This window comes from Nocardia sp. NPDC059228 (assembly GCF_042754245.1).
Classification (GTDB): domain Bacteria; phylum Actinomycetota; class Actinomycetes; order Mycobacteriales; family Mycobacteriaceae; genus Nocardia.
The window spans coordinates 58,724-83,334 of sequence record NZ_JBHZAL010000002.1 but is presented as its reverse complement, the minus strand read 5'-3'; the positions used below and the strand labels follow the sequence as shown (position 1 = coordinate 83,334).

The window sequence follows — 24,611 nt, the reverse complement described above, 5'->3', positions numbered from 1 at the left end:
AATTGAACGCGGCGAACCTACCCGGTCGGCCGTCCAGTTCGCATCCAACCTTCGATTAGTGACGGCTCAGCGAACCATTCGTAACCGTAGTAGGTCCAGTCGTGGATTTCTGACAGTGACTTGCACCTCATTGCCGGGCTTCGGCCTGCTCGGAATGGCGCTGCTGGTCGGGGCGGCACTGCCGATCGCGGGTATCCGCTACGGCATCGACTTGGGCCTGAACTCGCTGGGCGATCGGCCCACCGGGCAGGCGACTCGCCTGGTACAGAACGACTTCGGCCCCGGCCTGCTCTCCCCCATCCAGGTCGTCGCCGCCGGACCCGGTGACACCGCGCTGTCGGCCGACGGCCGCACCGAGGTGCTGCGCCTGGTGACCGATCTGGCCCGGGATCCCCGGGTGGCCACCGTGCTCCCCCAGCAAGCCGATGGCCGCTGCCTGGCGACCATCGTCCCCAGGGACGCCTTCGACTCGACGACGGCCGGCACGCTCACCGCCGATATCCGTTCTCGCGCAGCGACTGTCGAGTCGGCCGAGGTCCTGGTGGGTGGAACGCCGGCGATGTTCACCGATGTGTCGCAGCTGATCTCACGTGGCTTCCCCTGGGTCATCGCCCTGGTCCTGACCGCCTCGCTGGTCTTCCTGACGGTGACCTTCCGCTCGATCGTGCCGGCACTCGAGGCGATCCTGCTGAATCTGCTGGCCACCGGTGCGGCCCTGGGCATTACGGTCACCGTCTTCCTGCACGGTGTCGGCCAAGCCGTACTGGGTTTCCACAGCGCCGGCTTCCTCCAGGTCTTCCTGCCCATGCTGGTCTTCGCCGTCCTGTTCGGATTGTCCATGGACTACGAGGTTTTCCTCATCCGGCGTATGAGGGAGGCCTGGGAGCGCACCCCCGACAATGCCACCGCCGTCGCCGAGGACCTGCAGCGGACCGCCCGGTCCATCACCGCGGCGGCCGCCATCATGGTCGCGGTGTTCGCCAGTTTCCTGAGCGCGGATGTCATGGAGTTGAAGGAGATCGGCTTCGCCCTGGCGGTCGCGGTCGCTATCGACGCGGTGGTCGTCGGCCTGATCCTGGTCCCGGCCTGCATGCGGCTGCTTGGCCGCTGGAACTGGTGGCTGCCGACTTCGCGCCGTCAGCGGAACATGGCCTCCAGCGCGACCACGATGGATTCGACGACTTCGCGGTAGACCTCACGCAGCCGCGCGGCGAAACCCGTTCCGGCCCAATGGTCCAGCGCCGCCATGGAACCCCAGATGGCGATCGCGGCGGCCAGCCGCATCTGCACATCGTTGCGGTCGCGGCCGGTACGGTCGGCGAGCAGGATCCGGAACTGGTCCTCGAGCTCCCGCATCTGCTGCGCCTGCCCGAGTTTCACCTCGGGAATGGTCCGGACATAGCCCATGCGCAGCCGCGTCCGGTACTCGACCTCATCGGTCACGATCTCGTCGATGAGTACGGGGATGAGCGGCCGCGCGGCCGCCAAAAGGTCGAGGGGAGCCAGGGTTTCGCCGCCGCCGACCGTCCGCACGATTTCCAGGAGCTCCGGATCGGTCTCGTCGTAGAGGACCAGATTCTCCTTGGTCCCGAAATACCGGTAGATCGAACTCGGTGACACACCCGCGGCACCCGCCACCCGCTCGACGGTGACCTCCCGATAGCCGTGCTCGTCGAACAGCTCCAGCGCTACCCGCTGGATACGGCCCATGGCCTCGATCTTGCGGCGCTCCCAGAGCGACAGGGTCGACTCAATGGCGGATTCGGACATGTTACTTCCGAGAATAGCGAAGGTCCCCGAGCCATCGGCTCGGGGACCTTCGACTATCGCTTATCGCGTGTCAGCGAATCAGGCGTTGCCCGACAGCTTCTCACGCAGCGCGGCCAGCTGGGCATCGCTCGCGAGCGAGCCACCGGCCGGCTCGGAGGACGAAGCCGCAGCCTGCGAACCCGACTCCGAGGAGTAGTTCGACGGACCACCGTTGGCAGCCTCGGCGGCGGCATCGGCGGCCATCTTCTCCATCTGAGCGGTGTGCATCTTGTGGCGACGCTCGGCCTCGGCGTACCGGGTCTCCCACTCCTCACGCTGCTTCTCGAAGCCCTCGAGCCATTCGTTGGTCTCGGAGTCGAAGCCCTCGGGGAAGATGTAGTTGCCCTGGTCGTCGTAGCTGTCGGCCATGCCGTACTTCGACGGGTCGAACTCGGCGGTGTAGTCCTCGTTGGCCTGCTTCAGCGACAGCGAGATCCGGCGACGCTCGAGGTCGATGTCGATGACCTTGACCATGGCGTCGTCGCCGACGGCCACAACCTGGTCCGGGACCTCGACGTGGCGCTCGGCCAGCTCGGAGATGTGCACCAGGCCCTCGATGCCCTCTTCGACGCGCACGAACGCACCGAACGGAACCAGCTTGGTGACCTTGCCCGGCACGATCTGGCCGATCGCGTGGGTGCGGGCGAACTGACGCCACGGGTCTTCCTGGGTCGCCTTGAGCGACAGGGAGACACGCTCGCGGTCCAGGTCGACGTCGAGAACCTCGACGGTGACCTCGTTGCCGACCTCGACAACCTCGGACGGGTGGTCGATGTGCTTCCAGGACAGCTCGGAGACGTGCACCAGACCGTCCACGCCACCCAGGTCCACGAAGGCACCGAAGTTGACGATGGAGGAGACCACACCCTTGCGGACCTGGCCCTTCTGCAGCTGGTGCAGGAACTCGCTGCGGACCTCGGACTGGGTCTGCTCGAGCCAGGCGCGACGCGACAGAACCACGTTGTTGCGGTTCTTGTCGAGCTCGATGATCTTGGCCTCGATCTCCTTGCCGACGTACGGCTGGAGGTCGCGCACGCGACGCATCTCGACCAGCGATGCCGGGAGGAAGCCGCGCAGACCGATGTCCAGGATCAGGCCGCCCTTGACGACCTCGATGACGGTGCCCTTGACGGCCTCGTCCTTCTCCTTGAGCTCCTCGATCGTGCCCCAGGCCCGCTCGTACTGAGCGCGCTTCTTCGACAGGATCAGGCGGCCTTCCTTGTCCTCCTTGGTGAGAACGAGGGCCTCGACCTCATCGCCCACGGAAACGACCTCGGCCGGGTCGACATCGTGCTTGATGGACAGTTCGCGAGACGGGATCACGCCTTCGGTCTTGTAACCGATGTCGAGAAGGACCTCATCGCGATCGACCTTGACGATGGTTCCTTCGACGATGTCGCCGTCGTTGAAGTACTTGATGGTCTTGTCGATGGCGGCGAGGAAGTCCTCGGCAGTGCCGATGTCGTTGACGGCAACCTGCGGCGAGGTGACAGTGGTGGGCATGTGTTGGGAGGCTCCGGACGGATTGTGGTCGGTAGTGGACATGTGGACTTTCGGTATTGCTGCGAACAGCAGGCGTTGGAACTAACGTTGGTCATGCACAGCACACCGCTGCGACGCTGCACAACGCTGCCCTGAAAAGCATGCGGACTCACAGCACGATTATCTGCTCTACGCGGTCTCGAGAAACCGGGTACAGAAGACACTCGCGGAAAACAGCGTACGCGACAGGTGTTGTACCAAGCAAACATGGGTCCCGGCGCGCGGGTCGATAGGGTGAGCCCATGTCCGAAGATCACTCCGTCACCACCGACGATGCCCGGCACGCCGAAGCCAACACCCTGCTCGGGACGGTGGGAGTGACCCGGACCAAGGTCGACTCGCAATCCAGTCAGCGCGCCAGCCGCAAGTGGTGGGACGCCGACGCCGCGGCCTACCACGAGACCCATGCCGACTTCCTCGGCGTGGACTCCCCCGCCGGCGAATTCGTGTGGTGCCCGGAGGGATTGCACGAGGGTGACTGGCACCTGCTCGGGGACATCGTCGGCAAGCGGATCCTGGAGATCGGCTGCGGGTCGGCCCCCTGCTCGCGCTGGCTCGCCTCGCACGGCGCGCTCCCGGTCGGGCTGGACATCTCCCGCGCCATGCTCGACCGCGGTCTCGCCGCCATGGCCGCGGGCGGCCCCCGGGTCCCGCTCATCCAGGCGGGCGCCGAGGAATTGCCCTTCGCCGACGAGTCCTTCGATCTGGCCTGCTCCGCTTTCGGCGCGGTGCCCTTCGTCGCGGACTCCGCTCGGGTGATGCGGGAGGTCCACCGTGTCCTGAAACCGGGTGGCCGCTGGGTCTTCTCGGTGAACCACCCCATGCGCTGGATCTTCCCCGACGACCCGGGCCCCGAGGGACTGCGCGCCACCATCCCCTATTTCGACCGCACCCCGTACGTCGAACTCGACTCCGACGGCGAACCCACCTACGTCGAACACCACCGCACCATCGGCGACCGCGTCCGCGAAATCGTCGCCGCCGGCCTGATCCTCACCGACATCATCGAACCCGACTGGCCCGAGTGGCTCGACCGCGAGTGGGGCCAGTGGAGCCCCCTCCGCGGCGAAATCTTCCCCGGCACAGCCATTTTCGTCACCGAGAAGCCGCACTGAGGGCGCAGCCGGTCCCGCTCGGCGGGGGCTGTCTTGTCGACGGTTCGAACGTGGTGTCGTAACTATTTCGGTTCGCGCCCAACCTGTTTCAGGGCGAGGCGCAGCGCGAATTCGATTTGGGCGTTGATGCTGCGGAGATCGTCGGCGGCCCACTTGGCGATGGCTTCGTGGACCGCCGGATCGAGCCGGAGCAGCACCTTTTTCGGCTCGCGCTTGACCATCAGGAGTAGAGGGTTCCGGCGTTGACGACGGGTGCGGCGGAGCGGTCGCCGCACAGGACCACCAGCAGGTTGGACACCATTGCCGCCTTGCGCTCCTCATCGAGTTCGACCACGCCCTGGTCGGCCAGTCGGTCCAGGGCCATGCCGACCATACCGACCGCACCCTCGACGATGCGGCTGCGGGCGGCGACCACCTGGGCGGCCTGCTGGCGGACCAGCATGGCCTGGGCGATCTCCGGCGCGTAGGCGAGGTGGGTGATGCGGGCCTCGATGATCTCGATGCCGGCCAGTTCGGTGCGGGCGCGCAGTTCGGTGGTCAGCTCGCCGGCCACCTCGGACCCGTCGCGCAGGCTGGCGGTGTTCGCGTCGTCGGACTGGTACGGGTGGGTGGTGGCCAGGTGCCGGACCGCGGTCTCGGACTGGGTGCGGACGAAGTCCTCGTAGTCGTCGACGGCGAAGGCGGCCTTGTAGCTGTCGACCACCTGGTACACGACCACGGCCGCGATCTCGACCGGGTTGCCGTCCAGATCGTTGACCTTCAGCTTCTGCGTCTCGAAGTTCCGGACCCGCAGCGAGATGCCGCGGCGGCTGGACAGCGGGATGACCCAGTGGAAACCGGATTCGCTGACCGAGCCGATGTACTGGCCGAAGAACTGGATCACCTTGGCCTGGTTGGGATTCACCACGATGAACCCGCTCGCCGCCAGCACCGCGGCCAGGAGCGTGACGGCCAGCGCCACGCCCAGGACGGCCGACGAACCGCCATCGCCGCCCCTGGTGTTCAGCGTGTGCGCCTCGACGGCGATCGCGATGATCAGCAGTATCAGAACCCCCAGCATGAGGAATCCGTTCAGCCGGAAGGCTCGACGCAACTCCATGACACTCTCCTAGTATCGAAATGATATCACGACGATAGCGCGGAGGGGAGCCTGAGCCAAGCCCGGAAATGCGGCTCGCCCCGCCACGGACAGGTGCGACGGGACGAGCGGGAGTGGATCCGACGCGGTCAGTGTGGACGAATATTGCGGTTGTTGCGGAACAGGTTTGCCGGGTCGTACTTCGCCTTCAGACCCGCCAGCCGGTCGTAGGTGGCGGCGCTGTATCCCGCCCGGGTCTGCTCCTCATCGGCCCGATCGCCGCCGCCGTAGAGGAAGTTCAGGTTCTGGCCCAGCGTCCAAGGCTGAAGGGTTTTCAGCGTGAGCGACAGCCGGTCGTCGATCTGGTCCGCGTTGTCCGGGTTCGGCATGGTCAGAACGCGGGCGATGTACTCGGCGTCGCGGTGGTCCATGGCGATGCCGTTCGGCCCCGGGCGGCCCAGCGCGCCGCCCAGGTGGCGCAGACCGGCGATCACCGGCACCGGCGACTCGGGGCCGGCGGCCTCCAGGAAGGCGTCGGTGGCGTCCGCGGGCAGGTCGGACAGCAGCGCGTTGGTGGCCAGGTAGGCGTGCGGGTGTTCCGGATCCCGGTAGATGGCATGGCTTTCCGTGTACGGCATGGCCCGCAGGTCGTCGGCCATCCGCGCGCCGACCGCGCGCAGCGGGGCGACCAGGCGCTCGCCCTCTTCGGCGGAACCGGTGAACGCGATATTGATGGTCGCGACGTACCGGCCGCGCAGGTGCGGCGGGAATGCCGGAATATCGGGGAAGGTCATCATGGTGATGGCCGAGGTCATCTGCTCGGGCACGTCCCGGGTCCACAGTCGCCACGCTTCCAGTGCGGGTGCGACCAGCGGGGTGTCGAATTGCAGCTGGCCGCCGTACACGGTGGTGATCGGCAGCAGCGCCAGCTCCAGTGCGGTGACCACCCCGAAGTTGCCGCCGGTGCCGAGCACCGCGCCGAACAGCTCGTCGCCGGGCTCCAGCCGGCGCAGCCGGCCGTCGGCGGTGACGATCTCGATGCCGCGCACATGCTCTGCGGCATAACCGAATTCGCGGGCCAGGATGCCGATGCCGCCGCCCAGGGTATAGCCGACCACGCCGACCGAGAGCGAGGAGCCGTTCAGCGGCGCGAGGCCGTGCGCGGCGGCCGCCTCGATCAGGGCTCCGGCCTGGACGCCCGCCGCCACCCGGGCGGTCCGGGCGTCGGCGTCGATGCGGATGTCGGTCATGCGGCGGGTGGTGATGAGCACGCCGCCGTCGGTGGCGACCGACAGGCCGTGGCCGGTGTTCTGCACGGCGACCGGAAGGCCGTGGCGCGCCGCGTATTCCACGGCGGCGCGGACGTCCTCGGCGTGGGCCGCACCCACGACCACGGCGGGACGGTGGGTGTAAGCGGTTTGGAATCCGGCGATCTCGGCGTCGTAGCCGGAGTCGTCGGGCTGGAAGACGGGGCCGGTGGTGGCGGGCAGTTCGGTGATCGCTGTCTTCGTCATGTCACCAACTCTGCTCGGCTCCGATCAAGAACTCCAACAGATAGTTTTTCTCGTAGCTAGAATCAACAGTTATGGAACTTCGTCAGCTGCGGTACTTCGTGACGGTCGCCGAGGAGGCCAACTTCACCCGGGCGGCGGCCCGTCTGCACCTGGCGCAGCCGGGGCTCAGTGCGCAGATCCGGCAGCTGGAACGCGAACTGGGACAACCGCTGCTGGACCGTTCCAGCCGCTCGGTCACGCTCACCCCGGTCGGCGAGGCGGTGCTGCCACTGGCCCGGGCGGCCCTGGATCAGGTCGAGCGCATCACCCACACGGTGGACGAATTCACCGGTCTGCTGCGGGGGCACGTGCGGGTCGGGCTGATCTCCGGCGCGGCGGGCGAGGAGATCGACATCGCCCAGGTGCTGGCCGACTTCCATCGCGACCACCCGCAGATCGGCATCTCCCTGACCGAGGACACCTCCGAATCCATGCACGCAGCGGTCCGCCGTGGTGACCTGGATATCGGGGTACTCAGCGTTTCCGGCGACCTGGATCCGGGCATCGGCACCGAAACCGTCTACGACAGCGCCATTGTCGCGGCGGTAGCGACCGGGGCCGAGGGCTTCGGCGAACGAATCACGCTGGCCGAGCTGTGCACCCATCCCCTGATTTGCCTGCCGAGCGGCACCGGTCTGCGCGGTCTGCTCGACAATGCCTGCGCCGCAGCAGATCTCGTCCCCGATGTGGCGTTCGAAGCCGCCGCTCCCCCACTGCTCATCCGGCTGGCCGCGCACGAGCTGGGTGTGGCCGTCATCCCGCGCGTCCCCGCTGACGAGGCGGCCCAATCGGGGGTGCGCACCCTGGAGATCGATCCGGAGATGCGGGGCCGCCTGGTCCTGGCCTGGAGTACCGAGCGGCCGCTGAGCCCGGCCGCGAAAGTCCTACTCGGACAGCTCCGCATCGCGTTGGCGCGCTGGAAGGATCCGGCGCCGATGCTCGTCGAGCCCTAGCGTCACGTCCCGGCCGCGAACACCGCCCGCAGGCCGCCGTCCCGGATCGCCTGGACACCGACCAGCACCAGCAGCACCACACCGGTCACGATGTGCTCGACGGCGTCGCTGCGGTAATTCGGGAAGCTGAACATCAGCACACTGTGCGCGAACAGCGCCCAGACGCCGACCACGAATCCGCCTCCGACAGCGGCGATCACGCAATACCAGGCGGCCCAGCGCTTGCGCAGCGCGGCCACCAGCGCGGGCGTGAACAGCAGCAGTCCCGCGAGCCCGTGCCAGCCGTTGTAGTCCATGCCGAGCACCGGTGTGGCCGGGGCGTGCTCGCCCATGGCGAAGCTGGGTTCGGCGACCCAGCCCGCGATCGCCCAGACGATGTGGACGGCTCCGACCACCAGGACCGCCCATTGCAGGAAACTCCACCGCGCCGATTCGACCGGATGCTCCGCTGCCGCCATGAACCCCACGTCGCCGCCTCCCACCGTGCGACCGAATATCTACTACACAATGTAGTTTAATTTGGCGGCCACCGTAAGTCTCCTCACATAGTTACCTAAACCTCCCCATTGCGATCGAAGATAGGGATGTTTAAGGTAGTTTTCGTGACAGATCGTCTGTACTCCGTCGACGAGGTAGCCGAGCGCCTCGGCCTGCACGTCCGCACCGTCCGCGGCTACGTGCGCGACGGGAAGCTACCCGCCACCCGCATCGGCAAGCAGTACCGCATCGCGGCCACCGATCTCGCGGCCTTCACCGGCCTGCCCGAGCCCCGCAGCCCGCGCGAATCGGTTGCCCGGCACCGGCATTCGGAAGCGTCGACCATCATCGAGGTCGACGCCGTGGATCCCGGCACCGCCGACCGGGTCAGCACCCTGCTGACCGGCGCGGCGGCGACCCGGGGACCGGACGGGCAGCCCCTGCGGATCCAGACCTTCCACGACCGCGAACGCGCCCGCCTGAAGGTCATTCTCGTCGGCGGCCTGGGCGATACCGCCCGGCTGCTCGAATACATGGAAGGAGTCCTCGCGTCGTGAACGCGATCTACAAATCCGAGGCCGGCCGCGCCGCCATCCAGGCTCGCTACCGGGACATCTTGCGGCAGTGGCCGGTTCCCGCCGAGCAGCTGCACCTGGCGACCCGCGAGGGCGATACGTTCGTGCTCGCGTCCGGCCCGCAGGACGCCCCGCCGGTGATCCTGCTGCACGGCTCCGGCTCCAACAACTCCGCCTGGCGCGCCGATATCGCCTCCTGGTCCCGGGAATTCCGGGTCTACGCGGTCGACCTGCCCGGCGAACCCGGCGGCAGCGCCGAATCGCGGCCGGCCCTCGGCTCCGAGGCGCTCGCCCAGTGGCTCGACGATGTCCTTGCGGGCCTTGAGCTTTCGTCCGCGAGCTTCGTCGGCATGTCACTGGGCGGCTGGATCGCGCTGGACTATGCCGTCCGCCGGCCCGACCGCGTCACGAGGCTGGCCCTGCTGTGCCCCGGCGGCATCGGCAAGCAGCGCTTCGGCTGGATCTTCAAGAACCTGGTCGACCACCTGTTCAGCAAGCACGACCTGCGCCGCTCCGCGGCCATTGTCACCGGCCTGAACCTGACCGACCACGCGGAGATCCTGGACGACGTGACCCTCACGTTCACGCACTTCACTCCGCGCACGGGCAAGCTGCCGATCTTCACCGACGACCAGCTGCGCAGCCTCACGATGCCGGTCCTGGTGATCGTCGGCGAAGACGACGCCATGTTCAAGTCGGCCGACACCGCGCGCCGCGCAACGCAATCCATCCCGGACGCGACCACCCTGGTCCTCCCCGGCGTCGGCCACGCGATCCTCGGCCAGACCGCCCCCATCGAGGAGTTCCTTCGGAAATAACGCCATCGGGGAGCTGTCACCGCGCGGAATTCGGGTGAACTCCGGCGGGACAGCTCCCCGATCGTGTTGTGCGCCTACAGAATGCGCGACAGGAACGCCTTGGTCCGGTCGTGCTGGGGGTTGGCGAGCACCTCACGCGGGTTGCCCGCTTCGACGACGACACCGCCGTCCATGAAGACCAGCTGATCGGCCACCTCACGGGCGAAGCCCATTTCATGGGTCACCACGATCATGGTCATGCCGGATGCCGCGAGTTCTCGCATGACGCCGAGGACCTCGCCCACGAGCTCAGGGTCCAGCGCCGAGGTGGGCTCGTCGAAGAGCATGAGCTTGGGGTCCATGGCCAGGGCACGCGCGATGGCCACGCGCTGCTGCTGACCGCCGGAGAGCTGGGCGGGGTAGGCATCGGCCTTGTCCGCCAACCCGACCCGGTCCAGCAGCTCCCGGGCCCGGGCGACCGCGGCGGGCCGCTTGAGCTTCTTGACCCGGGTCGGCGCTTCGATGATGTTCTCCAGCGCCGTGCGGTGCGGGAACAGGTTGAAGTGCTGGAAGACCATGCCGATGTCGCGGCGCTGCTTGGCGGCATCGCGCGGGTGCAGCTCGTAGAGCTTGCCGTTCTTCTCGCGGTAGCCGACCAGATCGCCGTCCACATAGAGCCGTCCGGCATTGATCTGCTCGAGATGGTTGATGCAGCGCAGGAAGGTGGACTTGCCGGAGCCGGAGGGACCGATCAGGCAGAGCACCTCGCCGCGCTTCACCTCCAGCGTGATGCCCTTGAGCACCTTCAGTGCACCGAAGTTCTTGGCGACCCGGTCGGCGCGCACCATCGGCACGCTCGAAGGCGCCAGCGCGTCCTCGACGAGCGGAATCGGATCCTTGGAGAACGACATCGAGTCCTCGGACATATCAGCGTTCCCCTATCCCGTTCCGCCGGCGACCTGCGCCTGAGCCAAGGCGCGCAACTGCTTTGCCGTCAACTGCCGAGACGAACCCCGCGAGTAGTACCGCTCCAGGTAGTACTGGCCGATCATGAGCACGCTCGTGATGAGCAGGTACCACGTGGCGGCCACCAGCAGCAGCGGAATCGGCTGGAAGTTGATGCTGTAGATGTCGCGGGCCCGGCCGTAGAGGTCGGTGGTGAGCGGGATGGCCGTCACCAGCGAGGTGGTCTTCAGCATGGAAATCAGCTCGTTGCCGGTGGGCGGGATGATCACCCGCATGGCCTGCGGCAGCACCGTGCGGGTCATGGTCTGCGACCAGGACATGCCCAGCGCCACCGACGCCTCGCGCTGCCCCTCGCCCACGGAATTGATCCCGGCGCGCACGATTTCGGCCATATAGGCCGCCTCGTTGAGACCCAGGCCGATCATGGCGAAGAAGAACGGCGCGGACCAGTGCTGCACATCGAAGTGCGTCAGCGACGGCCCGAACGGCACACCCACGGTCACGGTCTTGTACAGCGACGGGAACAGACCCCAGAACACCAGCTGCACATAGACCGGCGTACCGCGGAAGATCCACAGATACGCCCACGCCACCGAGCGCAGCACCGGATTGGGAGACAGCCGCATGACCGCCAGCAACACGCCCAGCACCACACCGATCACCATGGCCAGCACGGTCAGTTCCAGAGTGACCAACGCGCCCTTGGCGATTCGCTTGTCACCCAGGTACTTGAAGTAGGTGTCCCAGTGGTACGCCTCGTTGGTCTTGGCACCCCACACGAACAGGGCCAGGGCAATCAGAATGATCCCGGCGGCGATCCACCGGCCCGGCCGTCGCAGCGGAATCGCTTTGATCGGCTCGGGCTCGGTGCTCGCGACCGCCGACGCAGCCGAGGCTGCGGAATTGGTCTCGTCCTGCGACATCGTTCTTCAGCTCGTCGCCCCGTTGATGCCCGACTTGGTGATCGCGCCCTCCTGGACACCCCAGTTCTCGGCGATCTTCTTGTACTGCCCGTTGTCCATCAGGTACTGCACGGCCTCCTGCAGCACCGGCGCGAGCGGCGAGCTCTTCTTGACCGGCCAGCCGTAGGGCGCGGAGTCGAAGATCTTGCCGGCCGCCTCGATCTTGTCGCTGGCCTGCTTGATGGCGTACGCGGTCACCGGGGAGTCGGCGGACATGGCGTCGACCTGACCCTGCACCAGCGCGTTGGCGGCGGCGGACTGCTCGTCGTAGGCGACCTTCTGGATCTCCGGCTTGCCCGCATCGGTGCAGGCCTTGGACTTGGCCGGGATCTCGTCGGTGTCCTGAACGGTGGTGCGCTGCACCGCGACTCGCTTGCCGCAGGCATTGTTCGGGTCGACCGGCTTGCCCTTCTGCTGGGCCCACTGGCTGCCCGCGGAGAAGTAGTCGACGAAGTCGGCGGTGGCCTCGCGCTCCTTGTTGTCGGTGAAGGAGGACATGCCGAGATTGAAGGTGCCCGCCTCGATGGAGGGGATGATCTTCTCGAAGTCGGCTTCCTTGTAGTCGGCCGACAGGCCCAGCACCTTGGCGACCGCGTCCATCAGGTCGACGTCGAAGCCGACGATCTTGCCGCTGCTCGGATCCCGGTACTCGTTGGGCTGGTAGGGCACGTTCACACCGACGGTCAGCTTGCCGGAGGACTTGATGTCGGCGGGCACCTTGGCGGCGATGGTGTCGACCTTGGTCACCTCGACCTTGGCCACCTCGGGGCCGCTGGACTCGGAATTGCTGGTACACGCGGTCAGTGCGAGGGCGCCGCCGGCGACGACGACGGCGGCCCGCAGGACACGCCCGCGAAGAGAGTTACGAACAGACACAGCAGTCCTCCACAGTTCGGGTGCGCGACATCCGGGCGTCGCCCGCCGTTTGAAATGTAAGCGAGTGACACCGTCCGTGTCGGTCGGTAACCGAACATTAATCGGCGACACGCCATCGCGTGGCCGAACACGCCCGGTCCCGGAAGTGCGCGCTCACCAGCGGTGCAGCCGGGCGCGCACCTGCTCGGTGAATTCGGAGGTAGAGGCTAGCCCACCCAAATCGGACGTCGCAACACCGGCTCGCAACGTCTCCGCAACCGCGTGTTCCACCCGGTCGCCCACCCGCCGCAGGGCGCTGTAGCGCGGGGTCCGGCTCATCCACCGCAACATGCCCGCGGCGGAGTTGAACAGCGCCACCGGATTCGCGCGATTGTGCCCGGCCAGCGTGGGGGCCGCGCCGTGCACGGCCTGCGCCATGATCTGCGTGTCCGAACAGTTCACCGACGCCGCCATGCCGAGCGAACCGCTCAACTCCCCCGCCAGATCGGAAAGGATGTCGCCGAAGAGGTTTTCGGTGACGATCACGTCGTAGTCCTGGGGCGCGCGGACCAGATGCGCGGCCGCCGCGTCGACGTGCTCGTCGCCGACCTCGATGTCGGGATACTGCGCAGCCACCTCGTAGCAGACGTCGCGGAACATGCCCATGGTCATGGGCAGCACGTTCGCCTTGTGCACGATGGTCACCTTCTTGGAGCGCTCACCCGCGATCTCGAAACTCAGGTGCGCGATGCGCTCGATCGCCGGGCGGGTGAACACGCCGACGGCCAGCGCCACATCCGGCGACGGCTGGAATTCGCCGGAGCCGGCGGCCATATTGCGGTCGGCGTAGAGGCCCTCGGTGTTCTCGCGCAGAATCAGCAGATCCATGTCCGGGGCGACCGAGCGCACGCCCTCGAGGGTGCGGGCCGGGCGGATATTGGCGTAGAGCCCGAAGCGTTTCCGCACCGCGCCCGCCGGCGGCAGGCCGGTGCGGTGTTCGGGCGCGTAGGAGGCGCTGTCGTGCGGGCCCATGATCCAGGCATCCAGTTCGGCCAGCCCGTCGAGGGTCTGCGCGGGTACCGGGTTGCCGTACTGCTCGATCGCCGCGTGTCCCAGCGGCAGCGTCACCCATTCCACCGGCGGCAGACCCGTGGCCAGGAAGGCGTCGTCGACCACATCCCGGGTGGCGCGCACGATTTCCGGGCCGATGCCGTCGCCCTCCAACAGGCCCAGGCGTACTCGAGTGTCGCTGTCGCTCATGGGAGCCATCCTCGCGCAACCCCCGCGCCGGTGACGCTCCGGCACACGGCCGCGCATGTTTCGAGATCTCGGCGTAGGTTCGGGACACCATGGTGCAATCGGTGGAACTGGTGCTCGACGTGACGGCCGAGGCCGAGGTGCGGCGGCAGTGGGCGCTGCTGCGCGAAATCGGATTGCACGCGCCCGGGCCCGAGCACCGGCCGCACATCAGCGTCGCGGTCGCCTCCGAGATCTGGCCGCGACTCGATAAAGTCTTGGCGCGCCAGGAGTTTCGGCCCTTCCCCATCCGGCTGGGCGGACTGCTGGTGTTCGGCGCACGCACGCCCATTCTGGTCCGGGCCGTGGTGCCCTCCGCAGCACTGATCACCCTGCAGCACAGGCTGTTCCGCGTCATCGAGGAGTGCCCGGGCATTCCCGCCAACGTGCGCCCGGACGTCTGGACGCCACACGTCACACTCGCGCGGCGGCTGCGGCGGGGACAACTCGAGGCGGCGCTCGACGCGGTGGCCTGGGACAAGGACTTCCGGGCTACCGTAGAGGGCATCCGGCGATGGGACGGTGACCAGCGTGAGGAGTGGCCCATCTCCGGGACCGAACGACTCTGAACGACCGACCGGCCGATCACCCAGGGAAGATAACCAGTGGGCCCCGTGTTGGACCGGGGGACATCGATACGAGAGGAAACCATGGCCACCCAGACCCTGACCGAGCAGAACTTCGACGAGGTAGTCACCGGCAACGACGTCGTTCTCGTCGACTTCTGGGCCTCGTGGTGCGGCCCGTGCCGCAGCTTCGCCCCGACCTTCGAGAAGTCGTCGGAGACGCATCCCGACGTGGTGCACGGCAAGGTGGACACCGAAGACCAGCAGGGCCTGGCCGCCGCCGCCAATATCCGCTCGATCCCGACCATCATGGCCTTCCGCGAGGGCGTGCTCGTCTTCGCCCAGCCCGGCGCGCTGCCCCCGGCCGCCCTCGAGGACCTGGTCACCCAGGTGAAGGCCCTCGACATGGACGAGGTCCGCAAGCAGATCGCCGAGCAAGAGTCGAAGTAGGCCCGCGCACCCCGCGAACTCAGCGCCGCAACCCCGGAAGGAGTTGCGGCGCTTGTCTTTTCAGCAGACATCTCACGGCTTTTCAGGAGACATCTCACGCAATCCGGCCCCGCTGCCTCAGCAGCGGGGCAGGGTTCCTGCTTCGCTCAGAAGTGCGAACCGAGCCGGTTGATGCCGGCGATCATGGCGCGGATGGTGGATTCGGCCGGATCGTCGGCGAGGGCGGCGCCCCAGCCGCGGCGGCCGTTGAACTCGCACTGGACGAAGGTGGCCATGCCGTCCGCGGTGCGGCGCTGGTGGAACGCGAGAATCTCCACCGGGTAGCCCTCGTCGTAGAGAGCCGAGGTCAGCGCCGCCACCGGGCTGCCCGTCGCCACGACGGTGCGCAGGTGATCGGCGATTTCCAGGGTGGCCGTGCCGGCGCGGTGGCCGATCGGGGTCCAGTCGCTGAGCTTGACCGGGCCCGTCGGGGCGCAGTACCGGGCATGGAACTCGGTGGGGGTCAGGCCGATGCACTCGCTCCGCAGACTCGCGGGGGCAGCGGCGTTGAACGTGGCGGTATCAATGGTGGTGGTCATTGAACTAGGTCTTCCCGACTTCTTCCGAAGAAAGTGACAGAGGGGACCAGCAAGAAAAGTTCATTCGGCCGCAGCGAGGGGCCGGTCCGAGTCAGACCCCGCTACGGCGGAGAACTACGAGTACGCGCGCGCCAGCCACACTCGCGGTGAGCGAAATGAGCGCGGCGCGGTCGCGGTCGGCGACTTCGAGCGCTGCGCTGCGGCTGTAGGCGGGATTCGGCACGAGGTCGAGCATAGGGGGGCATCCTCGCAATGGCAACCATATTCGCAATCGACCCATGAGTAACTTCGCCGCAGGTCACCGGATATGCGACGGGCGCCACACCGGCCCGCGGAAGAGTGCGAGCAAACGCCATGGGGCCCGCAGACATCCACTACGTGAACACGCCCAGCTCACGGCTGGTCCGCCTCCCCGAAAACTTCAGCGGACGGCAGTGTGCCGTCGGAGTCGCGCACCCGTGCCCGCGGTCAGACCAGTACCCGAATTTTGGACGTACCCGGCGAGTTACCCATGGCGCAGCGAAATCAGTTGTCACGTATCGAACGCCCGAGCGGCCCGGGCCGCGCTTGCACCTAGTGCGCGGCCGAATCCCAGCTGCGGCCCACGCCCACCGAGACCTCGAGCGGCACCGAGAGTTCGATGGCATGGGACATGTGCTCGCGCGCAAGCGATTCCAGTTGCTCGCGCTCGCCGGGAGCGACCTCGAAGACGAGTTCGTCGTGAATCTGCAAGAGCATCCGGGACTTCAGCCCGGCCGCCCGGATCGCCTGCTGGGTGTCGATCATGGCGACCTTGATGATGTCGGCGGCCGTGCCCTGGATCGGGGCGTTCAGGGCCATCCGCTCGGCGGCCTCGCGACGCTGCCGGTTGCTGGAATCCAGATCCGGCAGATAGCGGCGGCGGCCGAAGAGGGTCTCGGTGTAGCCGATCTTGCGGGCCTGCTCGACGGCGTCGCGCAGATAGTCGCGGATGGCGCCGAAACGGTTGAAGTAGATGTCCATCTGGACCTTGGCCTCGTCGGCGCTGATCTTCAACTGCTGGGACAGGCCGTAGGCGGACAGGCCGTAGGCCAGGCCGTACGACATGGCCTTGATACGGCGGCGCAGTTCCGGTTCCACCTCGGAGATGGGGATGTCGAAGGCCTTGGAGGCGACGAAGTTGTGCAGGTCCTCGCCGGAGTTGAAGGCCTCGATCAGGCCCTCGTCCTTGGAGAGGTGGGCCATGATCCGCATTTCGATCTGGCTGTAGTCGGCGGTCATCAGCGACTCGTAGGCGGTGACACCGCCGGAGCCCGCCCCGGTCCCCACCACGAAGGTGTCGCGGATCCGGCGGCCCATATCGGTGCGGATCGGGATGTTCTGCAGGTTGGGCTCGGTCGAGGAGAGCCGGCCCGTGGCCGCGACCGTCTGATTGAAGGTGGTGTGGATGCGGCCGTCGTCGGCGACCGATTTGAGCAGGCCGTCCACGGTCACCTTCAGCCGGGTGGCGTCGCGGTGCTCGAGCAGGTGCTGCAGGAACGAGTGCCCGGTCTTCTCGTAGAGACCCTCGAGCGCGTCGGCGTCGGTGGTGTAGCCGGTCTTGGTGCGCTTGGTCTTCGGCATATCGAGCTCGTCGAACAGCACCACCTGCAGCTGCTTCGGCGAGCCCAGGTTGATCTGCCTGCCGATCACGCCGTAGGCATTGTTGGCGGCCTCGGCGACGCGGTCGGCGAACTCGCGCTGCAGCTCCTCCAGCTGGGCCGTGTCGACGGCGATGCCCGCGGCCTCCAGATCGGCCAGCACGCTCAGCAGCGGGAGTTCCATATCGCGCAGCAGGGCGGTGGACTCGATGCGCTCGAGTTCGGTGTCGAAGGCGTCGGCGAGATCGGAAACCGCACGGGCGCGCAGCATCTGGGCATTGGCGACCTCGGCGTCGACCTGCTCCTCGTCGTCGAGCAGCGACAGCTGGCTCTCGCCGGCATTGTCGACGCGCAACTCCCGGCTCAGGTAGCGCAGCGACAGGTCCTCCAGGTTGAAGGTGCGCTGTCCGGGCAGGATCAGGTAGGCGGCCAGCGCGGTGTCGTTGGTGAGCCCGCCCAGCTGCCAGCCGCGGCCGCGCAGCGCGTGCATGGCGGTCTTGGCCTCGTGCAACGCCTTCGGGATCTCGGCGTCGGCGAGCCAGGCGCCCAGCGCCTTCTCGTCCTCCGGGGTGAGGGTGTGCACGTCGATGTAGGCGCCCTCGCCGTCGGCGGCGGCCAGCGCGATGGCGTGGGTGTCGCCGTTGATCGGCGAACCGGTGCCGACCACGGAAACACCGTGCCGCACACCGGTTCCGGCGTGCTCGGCCAACCAGTCCGCGACCGTACCGGCCGCGAGGGTGCTGCCGCTGATCTCGAAACCGGCCTCGGCCTCCGGCTCCACCGGGGCCAGGGTGTCGAAGAGACGATCGCGCAGGACGCGGAACTCCAGCTCGTCGAACAGGCGGTGGATCTTCTCCCGGTCCCACGGCTGCACGGCCAGCTGCACCGGGGTGTAGGGCAGCGGCACGTCCTTCACCATCTCGGTGAGCTGACGGTTGAGCACGACGCTGGACAGGTTGGCGCGCAACGCGTCTCCGACCTTGCCCTTGACCTTGTCCACCTGGTCGACCAGCGTGGCCAGGTCACCGTATTCGCGCACCCACTTGGCGGCGGTCTTCTCCCCCACGCCCGGGATACCGGGCAGGTTGTCGCTCGGGTCGCCGCGCAGCGCCGCGAAGTCCGGATACTGCTGCGGGGTGAGACCGTACTTCTCCTCGACCGCCGCCGGGGTGAACCGGGTCAGCTCGGAGACGCCCTTCTTCGGGTAGAGGACGGTGACGTTGTCGTTGACCAGCTGCAGCGAATCGCGGTCACCGGTGACGATGAGCACCCGGAAACCCTCGGGCACGGCCTGCGTGGTGAGGGTGGCGATCAGATCGTCCGCCTCGTATCCCTCGATGGCCATCACCGGAATCCCCAGTGCCCCCAGCACTTCCTGGGTGGTCTCCACCTGGCCCCGGAACTCGTCGGGCGTGCTGATCCGGTTCGCCTTGTACTCGGGGAACGCCTCGGTCCGGAAGGTCTTCCGGCTCACGTCGAACGCCGCCGCCACATGCGTGGGCTTCTCGTCCCGCAGCAGATTGATCAGCATCGCCGTGAACCCGTACACGGCATTGGTGGTCTGCCCGCTCTGCGTCTTGAAGTTCTCCGCCGGCAGCGCGTAGAACGCGCGATAGGCCAGCGAATGCCCATCCAGCAGCAGCAGGGTCGGCTGCTCCCCGGACGTAGATGCGGGCACAACACCAGGACGCTGATCAGTAGAGGCAGGGGTCACCCGACAGAGTCTAGGTATCCCCTCCGACATCCGTGGGCAGCGGGCATACCCGGCCCGTCGCCGCAGGTCAGCAAAACCGATTTCATCGCGGCCGGGCTACCTGGTAGCGTATGCCCTCGCCAAGGGGTGTAGCTCAATTGGCAGAGCAGCCGTCTCCAAAGCGGCAGGTTGCAGGTTCGATTCCTGTCGCCCCTGCAGAAGGCTTCGGGCCGGTCACCGGAAGGTGACCGGCCCGAATGCTTTTCGGGGCCCGGGCGTCAGCCGACGCCGAGGTAGGCGGATTTGACGGCGGGGTCGTGCAGGAGGGCCCGGCCGCCGCCGGTTTTGGTGACCTCGCCGGTTTCCAGGATGTAGGCGCGGTCGCTGCGGGTCAGCGCCTGCTGGGCGTTCTGCTCGACCAGCAGGACCGTGGTGCCCTGGGCGTTGATGTCGGCGATGATGCGGAAGATCTGCTGGATCACCATGGGGGCCAAGCCCATTGACGGCTCGTCCAGCAGCAGCAGCTGGGGGCGGGCCATGAGGGCGCGGCCGATGGCCAGCATCTGCTGCTCGCCGCCGGAGAGGGTGCCGCCCACCTGGCGCCGGCGTTCGAGCAGTCGCGGGAACAGCTCGTAGACCCAGTCCAGGGTGTGGGTGTAGTCGGCCTTGGCCTTGAACGGTCGTGCGTGGCAACCCATGTCGAGGTTTTCCTGGACCGTCATGCCGGGGAAGACACCGCGGCCCTCGGGGGCCTGGATCAGGCCCGCCACGACGCGCTCGTGGGCCTTCATGCGGGTGATGTCGCGGCCCTGGAACATGATGCGGCCGCGGGTGAGCGGCAGCAGGCCGGACAGGGCACGCATGGTGGTGGTCTTGCCCGCGCCATTGGCGCCCAGCAGGGTCACCAGCTCGCCCTGGCCGACCGACAGCGAGATACCGTGCAGGGCTTGGATTCTGCCGTAATTGACCACCATGTCCTCGACCGTCAGCAGGGGCTGATCGGACGAGGTTTCGGGTACGTCCGGAACCGGGATTGGCTTGCTCGCGTCCGGAATCGGTTGTGCGCCGGGCTTGCCCGGGTCCACCTCCGCGCCGGCGGCCAGCGGGGCCGCGGCCTGCTCGGCGCCACCGTCCGCTGCCTCCGCCTCGTCGGGCACACCCAGATATGCATTGATCACCGCAGGGTCCTGGCGGATCTGGTCCGGCAGCCCGTCGGCGATCTTGCGGCCGAACTCGAGCACCACGATGCGGTCGGTCACGCCCATGACCAGCCGCATGTCGTGCTCGATGAGCAGCACGGTGTAGCCGTCGTCGCGGATCTTGCGGATCAGATCCATCAGAGCCGACTTCTCGCTCGGGTTGAAGCCGGCGGCCGGCTCGTCCAGGCACAGCAGTTTCGGTTCCGTCGCCAGCGCGCGAGCGATCTCCAGGCGGCGCTGATCGCCGTAGGACAGATTGCGCGCCTTCTCCACCGCGTGCGCGGCGATGCCGACGAATTCCAGCAGCGCCATGCCTCTTTCGAGCGAGTCGCGCTCCTCGCTCCGGTGCCGGGCAGTGCGGAAGATGGCGCCCGGGACCGAGGTCCGGTGCCGGGCGTCCGCGCCCACCACGACGTTCTCCAGCGCGGTCATCTCGCCGAAGAGCCGGATGTTCTGGAAGGTGCGCGCGATACCCAGGCGGGTGATCTCGTTGCGCTTGGTCTTGGTGAGCGGCTTGCCGTCGAAGTAGACGGTGCCGCCCGACGGCCGGTACACGCCGGAGATGGCGTTGAAGCAGGTCGTCTTGCCTGCGCCATTGGGTCCGATGAGCCCGAGGATCTCGCCGCGGCGGATCTCGAAGCTCACGGCGTCCAGCGCGGTGAGACCACCGAACTTCACCGTCAGCCCGTCGGTGCGCAGCAGCGGCGCGCCGATCGCGGTCTCGATCTCCCGATGCGGCGCAACGACTTCCGCGACCACCTCGTGGTCCTTGTAGACCGGCAGCACCTCGGTCACGTCCAGCGTGCCCGCGCTGGGCTCGCCCTCCGGCGCCGCGTACCCGGCCGCCATGTCCTCGTTGTCGAAGAGCGCGTCGCCCGGCCCCGTCATTGCCCCGCTCCCGTCGCCTGCGCGGCCACCGGCCGTCGCACCGCCCGATACACCTGCCGCCCGTAGGCGAGCAGTTTCTGCCGAGCCGGGAACAGACCCTGCGGCCGGAAGATCATCACCACCACCAGCGTGAGTCCGAAGAACAGATACTTGTAGTCGCCCAGCGACTGCCCGCCCACATTCACCGACATGAACCGGTTGGGCAGGTACACGATCAGGAACGCGCCGACGATCACGCCGAGCTTGTTGCCCTGGCCGCCCAGCACCACCGCGCACAGGAACAGCATCGAGTTGATGACATTGAATCCGGCCGGGTTGATGAACTGCACCTGGCCCGCGTACAGCGCGCCGGACAGGCCGCCGATGGCCGCGCCGATGGTGAAGGCCCACAGTTTGAACTTGAAGGTGGGCACGCCCATGATCTCGGCGGCGTCCTCGTCCTCGCGGATGGCGACCCAGGCGCGGCCGACACGGCTGCGCTCGAGATTGCCGACCAGCATCAGCACGCCGACCACCAGCACGATGCCGAGCCAGTACCACCAGGTGCCGGAGTTGGCCCGGTCCAAGGGATTCCAGCTGCTGGTGTCGCCCAGGTTGCCGGAGGAGAAATAGCCGCCGGGGTGAGCGTCCGACTCCCCGAGCTTCGGATACTGGATCCGCGACAGCCCGAGGCTGCCATTGGTGATCTCGGGCAGATTGTCGGCCAGCAGCCGCACGATTTCACCGAAGCCGAGGGTCACGATGGCGAGGTAGTCGCCACGCAGGCGCAGGGTGGGCGTACCCAGGATGAGCCCGGAGATGGCCGTCAGCAGGATCGCGATCGGCACACACGCCAGCCATGCCCACTTGGGGTCGAGGAAGCCGCCGTTGGTCTGATTCCACGGGCTGTTCGGGCTGGTGAGCAGGCCCACCGAATACGCGCCGACCGCGTAGAAGCCGACATATCCCAGGTCGAGCAGACCCGCCTGTCCCACAACCACATTCAGGCCGATGGCGATGAGGGCGTACATGGCGAACTGCGCCATCACCCCGCCGAAACTGGTGCCGGGGGTGTCCAGCAGCGGCAGCTTGAACAGCGGCAGCACGGCCAGCACGATGACCGCCGGTACGCCGAACGCCCACTGGGCGGGACGGGACAGCCCGCCCCACCAGTTGCGGATGGCGTCGCCGACGCCCCGTCCGGCGGGCGAATGCTGTGGCACGGGGGCCGGTTTCGTCGTCGTCATGCCCGCGCCCTCCCCAGGCTCTCGCCCAGAATGCCGGTCGGGCGAATCATCAGCACGCCGACCAGCACCACGAAGGCCACCACGTCACGCCACTGGGTGCCGAACAGGATCTGCCCGTAATCCTCGGCCAGGCCCAGCAGCAGGCCGCCCAGCAGCGCGCCACGCAGGTTGCCGATACCGCCCAGGACCGCGGCGCTGAACGCCTTGATGCCCAGAATGAATCCGCCGTTGTAGATGATGCCGTTGGGGATCTTGAGCGTGTACAGCAGCGCGGCCGCACCCGCGAGCACGCCGCCGATGAGGAAGGTCAGCATGATGACCCGCTCCCGGGAGACGCCCATGAGCGTGGCGGTATCGGGGTCCTGCGCCACCGCGCGAATGCTGCGGCCGAATTTCGTCTTATTGATGAGCAATTCGGTGGTGAGCGCCAGCGCGATCGCCGCCAGCACGATCACCAGCGAGATATTGGTGACCGAGGCGCCGAAGATCTGGAACTGCTCGGTGGGCTTCACCAGCACGATCGGCTGCTGCGCATTGGTGCCGCCGAGTTTGTTGCCGGTCAGCTTCGGCAGCACGTAGTGCACGAATTCCTGGAGTACGAAGGACATTCCGATCGCGGTGATCAGGAAGATCAGCGGTTTCGCGCCGCGTTTGCGCAGCGGGCGGTACGCGACCCGCTCCAGGCCCACCGCGGCCGCGCCGGAGACCAGCATGCCGAAGACCATGGCGGCGCCGAGATAGATGACGGTCGAGACGACGCCCTGGGAATACACATCGCCACTGGCGGCGAATCCGAAGACCATCAGCCCGACCAGCTGGCCGAACATGCCCAGCATGAAAACTTCCGAATGGGCGAAATTGATCAGGCGCAACACACCGTAGACCAGTGTGTATCCGACCGCGACCAGGGCGTAGATCGAACCGTAGGTCAAACCTTCGACGGTCAGCCGCCAGAATTGGTCGACTACGCCGGAGACATTGAATTCGATGGAACTGCTCGCGAGGAGGGTCACATCGGCCAGAGCGGGTGCAGACATTCGTTACTTTCGCCGTCCGAGGAGAACAGCGTGCGCCGAAAACTATTCGGCACACGCTGTTCCGAATAGTGAGTGCTACTTGACCTGGTACATCCAGATCAAAGCGTTCGCCAATTCACCGGTGGCGCTCCACTTGTATTCGCGTGCCAGGCCCTGGCCGTCGTAGTTGCGCACGTAATCGACCAGATCGGGGCGGGTGACCTTACCGGCCTCGATGCCCTTGAGCACGATGGTGGTCAGGTCGTAGCCCTCGGTCGAATAGGTGCCCGGGTCATAGTTGTTGAACGCCTTGTAGGCGGTGGTGAACTTGTCGGTCGCCGGACCACACGGGCACGACAGCAGCGCGTCCTTGGAGGCATTGCCCGCCTGCTTGACGAATTCGACGTCCTTGGTGCCGTCATCGGAGATGAAGGTCGCGGTCACGCCGCCATTGCGCAGCTGGCTGACCAGCGGGGACGCCTCGGCGTAGTAGCCGGCGTAGAAGATGCCGTCCGGCTTGGCCGAGGCCATCTTGGACACCGTCGCGGAGAAGTCCTTGTCCTTCTGCTTCACGTTGGCCGCGCAGCTCGGGTCGGCGATCGAGCCCAGGCCCTCGGTGACGGTCTTGGCCAGGCCGGTGCCGTAGTCGGAGTCGTCGGCGATGACGCAGATCTTCTTGAATTTGCCCGTGCCCTTGAGGTATCCGGCCACGGCCGGACCCTGGATGCCATCGTTGCCCAGACCGCGGAAGAAGTTGTTCCAGCCGTTGGTGGTGAGGGTGACGTTGGTGGCCGACGGCGTCAGCGACAGCAGATTGGCCTGGTTGAGGATCGCGCCGGTCGCCTTGGTCTCGCCGGAGAAGGTCGGGCCGATCAGGGCCACGATCGACGGATCGCTGACGATGGTCGGGATGACCTGGGTGGCCTTCTGCGGGTCGCCCTCGGTGTCGAATTCCTTGACCGTCACCTGGCAGCCCGGGTTGGCCTTGTTGTGCTGGTCCAGCGCCAGTTTCACGCCGCGGATGATGTTCAGGCCGAGGTTGGCGTTGTCACCGGTCAGCGGGCCCGCCATCGCGATCGTCTGGGGTGCGCATTTCCCCTTGCCGTCGCCGGCCGGATCCGCGGCCGCGCTGGTGTCCTTCGCCGGAACTTCCTTGCCCTGGCCATCCACCTGCACGAGAGGCTGAATGGTCAGATTCGAGCCGCCGCCCGAATTATCCGTTGATTTGCTGCTGCATCCCGCCGACGCCAGAGCGAGTACGGCCGCCGCTCCGATGACCACCGCTCGCGCCGTGCGACTGCGTCGCAGGGACGACGTGCGCGTCAATGAACCAAGCACGATTCACCTCATGTTCTGTGCTCCCCCGGGGTGACCGAGGAGGGCCGCCCCATCGATCGG

23 protein-coding genes, 1 tRNA gene and 1 pseudogene are annotated in these 24,611 nt (G+C 67.1%); 8 read left to right on the top strand and 17 right to left on the bottom strand.

Annotated features, from left to right (window positions below):
* Positions 1-115: 115 nt before the first annotated feature.
* Positions 116-1,192, top strand: coding sequence for an MMPL family transporter (locus ACFXKA_RS04255; RefSeq protein ID WP_379425987.1), 1,077 nt, complete (start codon positions 116-118; stop codon positions 1,190-1,192).
* Here ACFXKA_RS04255 and ACFXKA_RS04250 read toward each other — a convergent pair.
* Positions 1,138-1,770, bottom strand: a complete 633-nt coding sequence (locus tag ACFXKA_RS04250; RefSeq protein ID WP_379425985.1) for a TetR/AcrR family transcriptional regulator — start codon at positions 1,768-1,770, stop codon at positions 1,138-1,140. The genes ACFXKA_RS04255 and ACFXKA_RS04250 overlap by 55 nt on opposite strands.
* Before the next feature lie 78 nt (positions 1,771-1,848).
* Positions 1,849-3,312, bottom strand: a complete 1,464-nt coding sequence (gene rpsA / locus ACFXKA_RS04245) for a 30S ribosomal protein S1 (RefSeq protein WP_040856871.1) — start codon at positions 3,310-3,312, stop codon at positions 1,849-1,851.
* Between the two features lie 281 nt (positions 3,313-3,593).
* On the opposite strand from rpsA, the gene ACFXKA_RS04240 reads away from it, so the two are divergent.
* Positions 3,594-4,466 carry a class I SAM-dependent methyltransferase gene (locus tag ACFXKA_RS04240; RefSeq protein ID WP_379425984.1) on the top strand — a complete coding sequence of 291 codons (873 nt, stop codon included), beginning with the start codon at positions 3,594-3,596 and terminating at the stop codon, positions 4,464-4,466.
* A 62-nt stretch (positions 4,467-4,528) separates the two neighbouring features.
* Here the strand turns inward: ACFXKA_RS04240 and ACFXKA_RS04235 are convergent, their stop codons facing one another.
* From ACFXKA_RS04235 to ACFXKA_RS04225, 3 genes are all read right to left on the bottom strand, one after another.
* Positions 4,529-4,687 (bottom strand): hypothetical protein, encoded by a 159-nt coding sequence (locus ACFXKA_RS04235; protein WP_196054659.1) that lies wholly within the window; start codon positions 4,685-4,687, stop codon positions 4,529-4,531.
* A complete protein-coding gene (locus ACFXKA_RS04230; protein WP_379425982.1) occupies positions 4,687-5,565 on the bottom strand; it encodes an SPFH domain-containing protein in 879 nt (292 codons plus the stop codon). The genes ACFXKA_RS04235 and ACFXKA_RS04230 overlap by 1 nt, the downstream gene beginning before the upstream one ends.
* Positions 5,566-5,693: 128 nt before the next feature.
* Entirely contained in the window at positions 5,694-7,058 is a 1,365-nt protein-coding gene (locus ACFXKA_RS04225) for an FAD-binding oxidoreductase (RefSeq protein ID WP_379425981.1), read from the bottom strand.
* A 71-nt stretch (positions 7,059-7,129) separates the two neighbouring features.
* On the opposite strand from ACFXKA_RS04225, the gene ACFXKA_RS04220 reads away from it, so the two are divergent.
* Positions 7,130-8,050: a LysR family transcriptional regulator gene (locus tag ACFXKA_RS04220; protein ID WP_379425979.1), complete on the top strand. Its 921-nt coding sequence runs from the start codon at positions 7,130-7,132 to the stop codon at positions 8,048-8,050.
* Between the two features lie 2 nt (positions 8,051-8,052).
* On the opposite strand, the gene ACFXKA_RS04215 is transcribed toward ACFXKA_RS04220, so the two are convergent.
* Positions 8,053-8,508, bottom strand: coding sequence for a DUF4383 domain-containing protein (locus ACFXKA_RS04215; RefSeq protein WP_379425977.1), 456 nt, complete (start codon positions 8,506-8,508; stop codon positions 8,053-8,055).
* A gap of 144 nt (positions 8,509-8,652) precedes the next feature.
* Here ACFXKA_RS04215 and ACFXKA_RS04210 point away from each other — a divergent pair, with 144 nt between their 5' ends.
* Complete coding sequence (locus ACFXKA_RS04210; protein WP_379425975.1) at positions 8,653-9,084, top strand: helix-turn-helix domain-containing protein; 432 nt, start codon at positions 8,653-8,655, stop codon at positions 9,082-9,084.
* The gene (locus tag ACFXKA_RS04205; protein ID WP_379425974.1) at positions 9,081-9,920 is read left to right on the top strand and encodes an alpha/beta fold hydrolase; all 840 of its coding nucleotides are present in this window, start codon (positions 9,081-9,083) and stop codon (positions 9,918-9,920) included. Before ACFXKA_RS04210 ends, ACFXKA_RS04205 begins: the two co-directional genes overlap by 4 nt.
* Positions 9,921-9,994: 74 nt before the next feature.
* On the opposite strand, the gene ACFXKA_RS04200 is transcribed toward ACFXKA_RS04205, so the two are convergent.
* The 4 genes from ACFXKA_RS04200 to ACFXKA_RS04185 all read right to left on the bottom strand — a co-directional run bounded on the left by ACFXKA_RS04200 (position 9,995) and on the right by ACFXKA_RS04185 (position 13,942).
* Positions 9,995-10,747, bottom strand: coding sequence for an amino acid ABC transporter ATP-binding protein (locus ACFXKA_RS04200; RefSeq protein ID WP_354846231.1), 753 nt, complete (start codon positions 10,745-10,747; stop codon positions 9,995-9,997).
* Positions 10,748-10,837: 90 nt separating this feature from the next.
* Entirely contained in the window at positions 10,838-11,788 is a 951-nt protein-coding gene (locus ACFXKA_RS04195) for an amino acid ABC transporter permease (protein ID WP_379425972.1), read from the bottom strand.
* Positions 11,789-11,794: 6 nt separating this feature from the next.
* Entirely contained in the window at positions 11,795-12,703 is a 909-nt protein-coding gene (locus ACFXKA_RS04190; protein ID WP_354846105.1) for an ABC transporter substrate-binding protein, read from the bottom strand.
* Between the two features lie 153 nt (positions 12,704-12,856).
* The gene (locus tag ACFXKA_RS04185; RefSeq protein WP_354846103.1) at positions 12,857-13,942 is read right to left on the bottom strand and encodes an isocitrate/isopropylmalate family dehydrogenase; all 1,086 of its coding nucleotides are present in this window, start codon (positions 13,940-13,942) and stop codon (positions 12,857-12,859) included.
* Between the two features lie 89 nt (positions 13,943-14,031).
* Between ACFXKA_RS04185 and ACFXKA_RS04180 the strand changes: the two genes are divergently transcribed.
* A complete protein-coding gene (locus ACFXKA_RS04180) occupies positions 14,032-14,547 on the top strand; it encodes a 2'-5' RNA ligase family protein (RefSeq protein WP_379425969.1) in 516 nt (171 codons plus the stop codon).
* Positions 14,548-14,628: 81 nt separating this feature from the next.
* The gene (gene trxA, locus ACFXKA_RS04175; RefSeq protein WP_120739276.1) at positions 14,629-14,994 is read left to right on the top strand and encodes a thioredoxin; all 366 of its coding nucleotides are present in this window, start codon (positions 14,629-14,631) and stop codon (positions 14,992-14,994) included.
* A 146-nt stretch (positions 14,995-15,140) separates the two neighbouring features.
* On the opposite strand, the gene ACFXKA_RS04170 is transcribed toward trxA, so the two are convergent.
* A complete protein-coding gene (locus ACFXKA_RS04170) occupies positions 15,141-15,572 on the bottom strand; it encodes a 2-keto-3-deoxygluconate kinase (RefSeq protein WP_379425967.1) in 432 nt (143 codons plus the stop codon).
* A gap of 573 nt (positions 15,573-16,145) precedes the next feature.
* Positions 16,146-18,905: a DNA polymerase I gene (gene polA, locus ACFXKA_RS04165; protein WP_379425966.1), complete on the bottom strand. Its 2,760-nt coding sequence runs from the start codon at positions 18,903-18,905 to the stop codon at positions 16,146-16,148.
* A 122-nt stretch (positions 18,906-19,027) separates the two neighbouring features.
* On the opposite strand from polA, the gene ACFXKA_RS04160 reads away from it, so the two are divergent.
* Positions 19,028-19,100 (top strand) — tRNA-Trp (locus ACFXKA_RS04160).
* 62 nt (positions 19,101-19,162) lie between these two features.
* Here ACFXKA_RS04160 and ACFXKA_RS04155 read toward each other — a convergent pair.
* The 5 genes and pseudogenes from ACFXKA_RS04155 to ACFXKA_RS04135 all read right to left on the bottom strand — a co-directional run bounded on the left by ACFXKA_RS04155 (position 19,163) and on the right by ACFXKA_RS04135 (position 24,521).
* Positions 19,163-19,858, bottom strand: coding sequence for an ABC transporter ATP-binding protein (locus tag ACFXKA_RS04155; RefSeq protein WP_354846229.1), 696 nt, complete (start codon positions 19,856-19,858; stop codon positions 19,163-19,165).
* A 171-nt stretch (positions 19,859-20,029) separates the two neighbouring features.
* Positions 20,030-20,971 (bottom strand): annotated as a pseudogene (locus tag ACFXKA_RS04150) (ABC transporter ATP-binding protein); the annotation flags it as partial.
* Positions 20,968-22,197 (bottom strand): branched-chain amino acid ABC transporter permease, encoded by a 1,230-nt coding sequence (locus ACFXKA_RS04145; protein WP_354846090.1) that lies wholly within the window; start codon positions 22,195-22,197, stop codon positions 20,968-20,970. The pseudogene ACFXKA_RS04150 and the gene ACFXKA_RS04145, both read right to left, overlap by 4 nt.
* On the bottom strand, positions 22,194-23,234 hold the full coding sequence (locus tag ACFXKA_RS04140) for a branched-chain amino acid ABC transporter permease (protein WP_354846087.1): 1,041 nt from the start codon (positions 23,232-23,234) through the stop codon (positions 22,194-22,196). Before ACFXKA_RS04140 ends, ACFXKA_RS04145 begins: the two co-directional genes overlap by 4 nt.
* Before the next feature lie 75 nt (positions 23,235-23,309).
* Positions 23,310-24,521, bottom strand: a complete 1,212-nt coding sequence (locus ACFXKA_RS04135; protein ID WP_379426357.1) for a branched-chain amino acid ABC transporter substrate-binding protein — start codon at positions 24,519-24,521, stop codon at positions 23,310-23,312.
* Positions 24,522-24,611 lie beyond the last annotated feature (90 nt).

Coding starts and splice junctions, on each gene's coding strand:
- ACFXKA_RS04180 (WP_379425969.1), top strand. CDS start 14,032: ATGGTGCAATCGGTGGAACTGGTGCTCGACGTGACGGCCGAGGCCGAG.
- ACFXKA_RS04170 (WP_379425967.1), bottom strand. CDS start 15,572: ATGACCACCACCATTGATACCGCCACGTTCAACGCCGCTGCCCCCGCG.
- ACFXKA_RS04185 (WP_354846103.1), bottom strand. CDS start 13,942: ATGAGCGACAGCGACACTCGAGTACGCCTGGGCCTGTTGGAGGGCGAC.
- ACFXKA_RS04230 (WP_379425982.1), bottom strand. CDS start 5,565: ATGGAGTTGCGTCGAGCCTTCCGGCTGAACGGATTCCTCATGCTGGGG.
- ACFXKA_RS04220 (WP_379425979.1), top strand. CDS start 7,130: ATGGAACTTCGTCAGCTGCGGTACTTCGTGACGGTCGCCGAGGAGGCC.
- ACFXKA_RS04215 (WP_379425977.1), bottom strand. CDS start 8,508: ATGGCGGCAGCGGAGCATCCGGTCGAATCGGCGCGGTGGAGTTTCCTG.
- ACFXKA_RS04250 (WP_379425985.1), bottom strand. CDS start 1,770: ATGTCCGAATCCGCCATTGAGTCGACCCTGTCGCTCTGGGAGCGCCGC.
- ACFXKA_RS04195 (WP_379425972.1), bottom strand. CDS start 11,788: ATGTCGCAGGACGAGACCAATTCCGCAGCCTCGGCTGCGTCGGCGGTC.
- ACFXKA_RS04235 (WP_196054659.1), bottom strand. CDS start 4,687: ATGGTCAAGCGCGAGCCGAAAAAGGTGCTGCTCCGGCTCGATCCGGCG.
- ACFXKA_RS04200 (WP_354846231.1), bottom strand. CDS start 10,747: ATGGTGCGCGCCGACCGGGTCGCCAAGAACTTCGGTGCACTGAAGGTG.
- ACFXKA_RS04155 (WP_354846229.1), bottom strand. CDS start 19,858: ATGGTGGTCAATTACGGCAGAATCCAAGCCCTGCACGGTATCTCGCTG.
- ACFXKA_RS04145 (WP_354846090.1), bottom strand. CDS start 22,197: ATGACGACGACGAAACCGGCCCCCGTGCCACAGCATTCGCCCGCCGGA.
- trxA (WP_120739276.1), top strand. CDS start 14,629: ATGGCCACCCAGACCCTGACCGAGCAGAACTTCGACGAGGTAGTCACC.
- ACFXKA_RS04240 (WP_379425984.1), top strand. CDS start 3,594: ATGTCCGAAGATCACTCCGTCACCACCGACGATGCCCGGCACGCCGAA.
- ACFXKA_RS04140 (WP_354846087.1), bottom strand. CDS start 23,234: ATGTCTGCACCCGCTCTGGCCGATGTGACCCTCCTCGCGAGCAGTTCC.
- rpsA (WP_040856871.1), bottom strand. CDS start 3,312: ATGCCCACCACTGTCACCTCGCCGCAGGTTGCCGTCAACGACATCGGC.
- ACFXKA_RS04225 (WP_379425981.1), bottom strand. CDS start 7,058: ATGACGAAGACAGCGATCACCGAACTGCCCGCCACCACCGGCCCCGTC.